The organism is Nocardioides sp., from assembly GCF_036374615.1.
In the GTDB taxonomy this organism is placed as follows: domain Bacteria; phylum Actinomycetota; class Actinomycetes; order Propionibacteriales; family Nocardioidaceae; genus Nocardioides.
Map to the genome: position 1 here is coordinate 1 of NZ_DASUTK010000049.1, position 7,519 is coordinate 7,519.

Consider the following 7,519-nt stretch of genomic DNA (forward strand, 5'->3'; position numbering starts at 1 on the left):
CGACTTCTCCTGCCTCGACTCGCTCTACGTCAGTGAGAGCAACTGGCGGATCGACGCGGACAACCCGACCTCATCGGCGTACGGCATCCCCCAGGCCCTCACCTCGATGCACGCCGTCCCGGCCGACTACTACACCTCGGCGGAGGCCCAGATCCGGTGGGGCCTCGACTACATCCAGGACGCCTACGGCTCCCCGTGCAGCGCCTGGTCCTTCAAGCAGGCCAACGGCTGGTACTGACGCCGTCGGGACCGGGTAGTCCACATCTAAACGGTCGTGGGAACGGCCGGTGCGGCAGCCACAAGAGTGTGGACTACCCACATTTCACGGATGCGTCATCGAGGCCACGTCGAGTGCCTCGTCGAGCTGCTCCTCGGTGATCTCGCCGCGTTCGACGTAGCCCATGGCGATCACGGTGTCGCGAATCGTGGCACCCTCCGCCATCGCCTGCTTGGCGATCTTGGCCGACTCCTCGTACCCGATGATCCGGTTCAACGGGGTGACGATGGAGGGGGAGGACTCCGCATAGCCGCGCATCCGCTCCTGGTCGGCGGTGATGCCGTCGATGCAGCGCTCGGCGAGCAAAGGTGCGGCTGCGGCGAGCAGCCGGACCGACTCGAGGACGTTGCGCGCGATGACCGGCAGCATCACGTTGAGCTCGAAGTTGCCGGCGGCTCCTGCAGTGGTCACGGTCAGGTCGTTGCCGATCACCTGTGCACACACCATCAGCGTCGCCTCCGGGAGTACCGGGTTCACCTTGCCCGGCATGATGCTCGAGCCGGGCTGCAGGTCCGGGAGGCGGATCTCGGCCAGCCCGGTGGTCGGCCCGCTCGACATCCAGCGCAGGTCGTTGCAGATCTTGGTCAGCCCTACCGCGATCGTGCGCAGCACCCCGCTCAGCTCGACCAGTGAGTCGCGGGTGCCCTGCGCCTCGAAGTGGTCGCGCGCCTCGGTGAAGGGCTCACCGCTGAGCTCGCCGAGCACCTCGATCGCCCGCGCGGCGAAGCCCGCAGGCGTGTTGATGCCGGTGCCGACCGCGGTACCACCCAGTGGCAGCTCGCGCACCCTGGGCAGTACGGCGTCGAGCCGCTCGGCCGCGAGCGTCAGCGTGGCGGCGTATCCGCCGAACTCCTGGCCGAGCATCACGGGGGTCGCGTCCATCAGGTGGGTGCGGCCCGACTTCACCACTCCCGCGAACTCCTCGGCCTTGGCGGCGAGGCTGGCCTGCAGCCGCTGCAGTGAAGGCTGGAGGTCCTCGACCACGGCCAGCGCAGCGGCGACGTGGATCGCGGTCGGGAACGTGTCGTTGCTCGACTGGCTGGCGTTGACGTGGTCGTTGGGGTGCACGTCCTCGCCGGCGAGCGTGGACAGCACCTCGTTCATGTTCATGTTCGAGCTGGTGCCCGACCCGGTCTGGAACACGTCGACCGGGAACTGGTCGCCGTGCTCGCCGCCCGCGACGGCAGCGGCGGCGTCCTCGACCGCCTGAGCCACGGCCCGGTCCACGACGCCGAGCTCTCCGTTCGCGCGTGCGGCAGCCTGCTTCACGAGTGCGAGCGCGCGCACCAGTCGGGGCTCGATCGGGGTGCCGCTGATCGGGAAGTTCTCCACCGCGCGCTGGGTCTGCGCCCGCCAGAGCGCGTCTGCCGGGACCCGCACCTCGCCCATCGAGTCGTGCTCGATCCGGAAGTCGTCAGCCATGTCGTGACCGTACCCTTGCGCTATTGGTAACTGATCTGTTACCAATGGTCCGTGGACCTGTACGCCGCGCTCGCCGACCCGATCCGGCGGGCACTGCTGCGTCAGCTGGCTGCCGGCCCCGCCCGGGTGGTCGACCTGGCGGCAGCGCACCCGATCAGTCGGCCCGCCATCAGCCGTCACCTGCGGGTGCTCGGCGAGGCCGGGCTCGTGGTCGCCGAGACTCGCGGACGGGAGCGCCACTACCGCTTCGCCCCGGAGTCGCTGGCACCGCTGGCGACCTTCGTGGCCGAGCTGACCGTGCCGGCGCCCCGGTTCTCCGAACGGCACCTCGATGGGCTCGACCTGGAGGTCCGCCGGACCGTTCGTACGCACACAGCCCCACTCGACACGGAGGAGACCGCATGAGCACGCCCATCCCGACCGGCCGGCGCGAGGAGCGTTCGGGCACACAGTTCATCGTGATGGAGCGGCGGTTCGAGGCGCCGATCGACGCAGTCTGGGCCGCGATCACCGAGCCCGACCGGCTCAGCCGCTGGATCGGCACCTGGACCGGCGACCCACAGACGGGATCGGTGGACTTCAAGATGCTCTACGAGGGCGAGGGGGCGACTCCCGAGGTGTTCACGATCGATGCGTGCGATCCGCCGACGCGGTTGGAGCTGACCAGCACGGCACCGTTCGACGGGAAGAACCCGGTGGAGTGGCACCTGCAGCTCGACCTGGCCGAGGACGATGGCGTCACCACACTCACCTTCGCGCAGTCAGTACCGGACCCGGCCATGGCGGAGAGCGTCGGACCGGGGTGGGAGTACTACCTCGACCGGCTCGTCACCAGCGAGACCGGCGGCGACGTGGCCGCTGTCGACTTCGACGACTACTACCCCTCGCAGAGCGGGCACTACCGCGCCGAGTTCTCCTGATCCACGCGGCCGATCAGCAGCCAGTACTGCTCGTCACGGTCCTGCAGTCGCACCGGCTGAGGTCGGGCCTCGATCGCGTCGAAGGTCGCCTCCATCGCCGCCTGCAGCTCGTCAGCCGCATCCATCGACCAGATCACGAGCGCGCCGCCGGAGCGCAGGATCCGGCGTACCTCGGCGAGGAACGCCTTCTCGTAGAGCCGCGCGTTGCTCTCGTGGACCAGGAAGCTCGGGCCGTTGTCGACGTCGAGCAGCACCAGGTCGTACGACGACGCGTCGGCCTCGGGCAGCGCGACGCTCACGTCCGCCACGACCGGGTTGGCGCGGTCGTCCGCGAGCATCGTCGGCCCGTGGGGGATGGTGCCGTCGCGCATCCAGCCGACCAGCGCCTCCTCGATCTCCACGACCGTGCACCGCTGGACCCGGGTGTCCGCGAGCACCTCGTGCATCGTGAAGCCCAGACCCATGCCGCCCACCAGCACGTCGCGCGGCTCGTCGACCAGGGACAGCGCGGCCGTCGCCAACGCGCGCTCGCTGGTGTGCTCGGCGGTGTCCATCACGAACACGCCGTTCGCGCGCAGCTCGAGGATCACCGGGGCTCCGTTCTCGCGCCGCTCCCGCAGCACCAGCTCGCCGTGCTCCGACTCCGCCCGCGCCACCTCGACGTACTCCACGATGCCGACGCTAACCCGTCGCATCCGCGGGTCAGAAGTCGAAGATCTCTCCCAGCCAGTTCTCCTTGCGCTTCTTGCGGTACTGCTGCGGTTGGGAGTAGCGCTGTTCCTGCTGGTGCCGGCGCTCGTCCCGTTCGCGCTCGTAGGAGCCGGGGGCGGCCGCGGCCGGTGCGGCTGCCGGCGCAGCGCGTTCGATGATCTTGTCCAGCTCGCCACGGTCCAGCCACACGCCGCGGCAGGTCGGGCAGTAGTCGATCTCGATCCCGCTGCGCTCGGCCATCACGAGCGTGGTCTGGTCGATAGGGCACTGCATGGTGTCCTCCTGTCCTCACCCGGGCGAACGAGCCGGCGGATGACGGGGTTCCCGCTACTGGGCCGAACGGACCCGGATCCCCGTCAGCGGCACGGTGACGGCGCCCGACGGGTCGGTGAAGAAGTCGTTCCCCTTGTCGTCGACGACGATGAAGGCGGGGAAGTCCTCGACCTCGATCTTCCACACCGCCTCCATCCCGAGCTCCTCGTACTCGAGCACGGACACCGACCGGATGCAGTCCTGCGCCAGCCGTGCTGCCGGCCCGCCGATGGAGCCGAGGTAGAAGCCACCGTGGGTCGCGCACGCCTCCGTGACGACCTTCGAGCGGTTGCCCTTGGCGAGCATCACCTTCGAGCCGCCCGCGGCCTGGAACTGCTCGACGTAGGAGTCCATCCGGCCCGCGGTCGTGGGACCGAACGAGCCCGAGGCCATCCCGTCTGGGGTCTTGGCAGGGCCGGCGTAGTAGACCGGGTGGTCGCGGAGGTACGAGGGCATCTCCTCGCCCGAGTCGAGCCGCTCCTTGATCTTCGCGTGCGCGATGTCACGCGCCACCACCAGCGGTCCGGTCAGCGAGAGCCGCGTCCTGACCGGGTGCTTCGTCAGCTCGGCCAGGATCTCCTCCATCGGGCGGGTGAGGTCGACCGGGACCACCTCGCCGCCACTGATGTCGTCGGCGGTCCCCGCGTCCGGCATGTACTGCGCCGGGTCGGTCTCGAGCTGCTCCAGGAAGACGCCCTCGGCGGTGATCTTGCCGAGGGCCTGCCGGTCGGCGGAGCACGAGACCGCGATCGCGACCGGGCACGACGCGCCGTGGCGCGGCAGCCGGACCACGCGCACGTCGTGGCAGAAGTACTTGCCGCCGAACTGCGCGCCGATGCCGAACGCCTGGGTCAGCTTGAAGACCTCCTCCTCGAGCCCGAGGTCGCGGAAGCCGTGGGCACTCATCGAGCCCTCGGTCGGCAGATGGTCGAGATAGTGGGCGCTGGCGTACTTGGCCGTCTTGAGGGCGAACTCCGCCGACGTGCCCCCGATGACGACCGCCAGGTGGTACGGCGGGCAGGCTGCTGTGCCGAGCGAGCGGAGCTTCTCGTCCAGGAACATCAGCATCCGTTGCGGGTTCAGGATCGCCTTCGTCTCCTGGTAGAGGAACGACTTGTTGGCCGACCCGCCGCCCTTGGCCATGAACAGGAACTTGTAGGCCGGCTCGTCGTCCGGAGAGCCGGGCGAGGAGTAGAGCTCGATCTGTGCGGGCAGGTTGCTGCCGGTGTTCGTCTCGTCGTACATCGACAGCGGCGCCAGCTGGGAGTAGCGCAGGTTGAGCTTCGTGTAGGCGTCGAAGACCCCGCGTGAGATGGCCTCGGCGTCGTCAGCGCCGGTGAGGACGCCCTCCGACTTCTTGCCCATCACGATGGCAGTCCCGGTGTCCTGGCACATCGGGAGGACGCCGCCGGCCGAGATGTTGACGTTCTTCAGCAGGTCGAGCGCGACGAACCGGTCGTTCCCGGACGCCTCCGGGTCGTCGATGATCCGCCGCAGCTGCGCGAGGTGTGCCGGCCGGAGGTAGTGCGCGATGTCGTGCATCGCCTCGGCCGTCAGCAGTCGGATCGCCTCCGGGTCCACCTTCAGGAACCGGCGGCCGTCGGCCTCGAAGGTCGACACCCCCTCCGCCGTGATTCGCCGGTACGGCGTGTGGTCGGGTCCGGTCGGCAGGAGGTCGGAGTAGCGGAACTCGGGGGCGCTCACACCCGGCAGGGTAGTCCGGCAGCAGCGCCCGGGCAGCCGGCGGTTCGGTCGTCTAGGCTCGCTCGCATGGCAGAACCAGGGCGGGAGATGGAGCCGTCGCGCGACCCGTCGCAACTGCGTGTCTCCGACGCCGATCGCAACAAGGTTGCCGACCTGCTGCGCGACGCCGCGGGCGAGGGCCGGATCGACCTCGACGAGCTCGAGGAGCGGCTCGAGGCGACGTACGCCGCCAAGACCTACGCCGACCTGGTGCCGATCACTCATGACCTGCCCGCCCACCCGGGCGACCAGACGCCCGCCGTGTCGCGTCAGACGATGCCCGTGACGGCAGGCACCTTCGACTCCTCCATCGCCGTCATGGGCGGTGTCACCCGCAAGGGAGCCTGGCTGGTCCCGGAGAAGCACACCGCCTTCACGTTGATGGGCGGTGTCGACCTCGACCTGCGCGAGGCCACGTTCGCCGCCAAGGAGACCACGATCTACGCCAACGCGATCATGGGCGGGATCGACATCTACGTCGACGCGCACACCCACGTGATCGTCGATGGCGTCGGCATCATGGGCGCCTTCGACCAGGGCCGCGACAAGGTCGAGGCGCAGATCACGGCCGACTCACCCGTGGTTCGCGTCAAGGGGATCGCACTGATGTCCGGCGTGACGGTGACCCGCAAAGGCCCGCCCGGACAGCTCCGCAAGAAGCTTCTGGGCGGCGAACACTGACGCGACCCGTCGCCAGTCCCGAACCCCGGTTCGGCTTCACCCGAACGGGTGCCGTAAACGTTGCGGCTGCGTATCGACATGCCCGAGACGAGCACGTGACCGTGGACAACCCTCCAACTCCGGGAGTATGACTGACTTCACAACCGACGCCGGCGGCGTCGCACCGGAAACCCGAGGGAGTCCAGATGAGCTTGAGCAAACGACGCCGGTGGACGGCGGCGGCTGTGGCCTCGACGATCGCGCTGACGATGAGCGGTTGCCTCGCCGGCGGCGGTGACGAGGAAGGCGACAGCGGCAACGAGGTGTTGGTGTGGGGCAGCCTGGACCCGCCCGTGCTCGACGGCCTGCAGGCGGCCTTGGACCAACGTGCCGAGGGCGAGGGCATCACCGTCACGGTGGAGGCCGTCGAGGACATCAACTCGCTGATCATGCAGCGGATCCAGGCCGGAGACACACCCGACATCGCGATGATCCCGCAGCCAGGTGTCGTCAGGGACGTCGTGGCCCGCGCCGACACCACGGTCCCGCTCGAGGACGTGCTCGACATGGCGGCTGTGGAGGAGACCATCACCCCGGGCACGCTCGATGCTGGCGCCGTCGACGGGACGCCGTACGGGCTCCTGGTGAGCATGAACGTGAAGTCGCTGGTCTTCTACAACAAGCCCGCGTGGGAAGAGGCGGGCTACCCGATCCCCGCGACCCTCGACGAGCTCAACGAGCTGACCGAACAGATCAAGGCCGACGGCAACACGCCCTGGTGCATGGGCATCGAGGACGGCGGCGGCACCGGGTGGGCCGCCACGGACTGGATGGAGGACCTCATCATGCGCTACGGCGGCGCAGATGAGTACAACGCCTGGGTCGCCCACGAGACACCGTTCGACTCCGAAGTCGTCCGTGAGGCAGCCGGGGAGTTCGAGGAGCTGCTCTTCACCGAGGGCAACACGCTGGGAGGCCGGACCTCGATCTCGACCACCAACTTCGGTACCGCGGCGAACCCGATGTTCAAGGCGCAGCCTGACTGCTGGATGTACAAGCAGGGCTCGTTCATGACCGGGTTCTTCCAGGAGAGCGCCGGTGTCGAGGATCTCGACGCGGAGGTCGGCGTGTTCGGCTTCCCGCCGGCCGAGGAAGGCGGGGAGAACCCGGTCCTCGGTGGCGGTGACATGGCCGTGATGATGACGGACAACGATGCCACGGCGCAGGTGATGGAGTGGCTGGCCGACCCCGAGATCGGCAACGAGGCGGCCCCGAACAGCTCGTTCATCTCGCCGCACACGACGTTCGACACCGAGCTGTACCCGACCGAGCTGACCAAGCAGATGGCGGCCGTGGCCTACGACTCGACCACGTTCCTGTTCGACGGGTCCGACCAGATGCCCGGTGAGGTGGGCGCCGGCTCGTTCTGGAAGGAGATGACTGCCTGGATCTCGGACCAGCAGGATCTCGACAC

At 68.8% G+C, this 7,519-nt stretch carries 8 protein-coding genes and 1 pseudogene; 5 read left to right on the forward strand and 4 right to left on the reverse strand.

Annotated features, from left to right (window positions below):
- Nucleotides 1–238 (forward strand): annotated as a pseudogene (locus tag VFZ39_RS03985) (hypothetical protein); the annotation flags it as partial.
- Nucleotides 239–322: 84 nt separating this feature from the next.
- Here VFZ39_RS03985 and VFZ39_RS03990 read toward each other — a convergent pair.
- A complete protein-coding gene (locus tag VFZ39_RS03990) occupies nt 323–1,699 on the reverse strand; it encodes a class II fumarate hydratase (RefSeq protein WP_330864430.1) in 1,377 nt (458 codons plus the stop codon).
- A 51-nt stretch (nt 1,700–1,750) separates the two neighbouring features.
- On the opposite strand from VFZ39_RS03990, the gene VFZ39_RS03995 reads away from it, so the two are divergent.
- Nucleotides 1,751–2,104: an ArsR/SmtB family transcription factor gene (locus tag VFZ39_RS03995; protein ID WP_330864431.1), complete on the forward strand. Its 354-nt coding sequence runs from the start codon at nt 1,751–1,753 to the stop codon at nt 2,102–2,104.
- Entirely contained in the window at nt 2,101–2,619 is a 519-nt protein-coding gene (locus VFZ39_RS04000) for an SRPBCC family protein (protein ID WP_330864432.1), read from the forward strand. The genes VFZ39_RS03995 and VFZ39_RS04000 overlap by 4 nt, the downstream gene beginning before the upstream one ends.
- Here VFZ39_RS04000 and VFZ39_RS04005 read toward each other — a convergent pair.
- Genes VFZ39_RS04005 through VFZ39_RS04015 form a run of 3 tightly spaced genes read right to left on the reverse strand, consistent with a single transcriptional unit; the run spans nt 2,598 to nt 5,346 of the window.
- A complete protein-coding gene (locus VFZ39_RS04005) occupies nt 2,598–3,290 on the reverse strand; it encodes a hypothetical protein (protein WP_330864433.1) in 693 nt (230 codons plus the stop codon). The two genes, VFZ39_RS04000 and VFZ39_RS04005, sit on opposite strands and share 22 nt — an antisense overlap.
- Before the next feature lie 31 nt (nt 3,291–3,321).
- Entirely contained in the window at nt 3,322–3,603 is a 282-nt protein-coding gene (locus VFZ39_RS04010; protein WP_330864434.1) for a zf-TFIIB domain-containing protein, read from the reverse strand.
- Nucleotides 3,604–3,657: 54 nt separating this feature from the next.
- The gene (locus VFZ39_RS04015) at nt 3,658–5,346 is read right to left on the reverse strand and encodes a fumarate hydratase (protein ID WP_330864435.1); all 1,689 of its coding nucleotides are present in this window, start codon (nt 5,344–5,346) and stop codon (nt 3,658–3,660) included.
- 66 nt (nt 5,347–5,412) lie between these two features.
- Between VFZ39_RS04015 and VFZ39_RS04020 the strand changes: the two genes are divergently transcribed.
- Both VFZ39_RS04020 and VFZ39_RS04025 read left to right on the forward strand, forming a co-directional pair.
- The gene (locus tag VFZ39_RS04020) at nt 5,413–6,066 is read left to right on the forward strand and encodes a DUF1707 SHOCT-like domain-containing protein (protein WP_330864436.1); all 654 of its coding nucleotides are present in this window, start codon (nt 5,413–5,415) and stop codon (nt 6,064–6,066) included.
- A 185-nt stretch (nt 6,067–6,251) separates the two neighbouring features.
- Nucleotides 6,252–7,519 (forward strand): ABC transporter substrate-binding protein (locus VFZ39_RS04025; RefSeq protein ID WP_330864437.1); only part of this gene is annotated, 1,268 nt, incomplete at its 3' end.

Bases quoted from the DNA above. Each gene is read 5' to 3' on its own strand.
- VFZ39_RS04010 (WP_330864434.1), bottom strand. From the start codon at position 3,603: ATGCAGTGCCCTATCGACCAGACCACGCTCGTGATGGCCGAGCGCAGC.
- VFZ39_RS04020 (WP_330864436.1), top strand. From the start codon at position 5,413: ATGGCAGAACCAGGGCGGGAGATGGAGCCGTCGCGCGACCCGTCGCAA.
- VFZ39_RS04000 (WP_330864432.1), top strand. From the start codon at position 2,101: ATGAGCACGCCCATCCCGACCGGCCGGCGCGAGGAGCGTTCGGGCACA.
- VFZ39_RS03990 (WP_330864430.1), bottom strand. From the start codon at position 1,699: ATGGCTGACGACTTCCGGATCGAGCACGACTCGATGGGCGAGGTGCGG.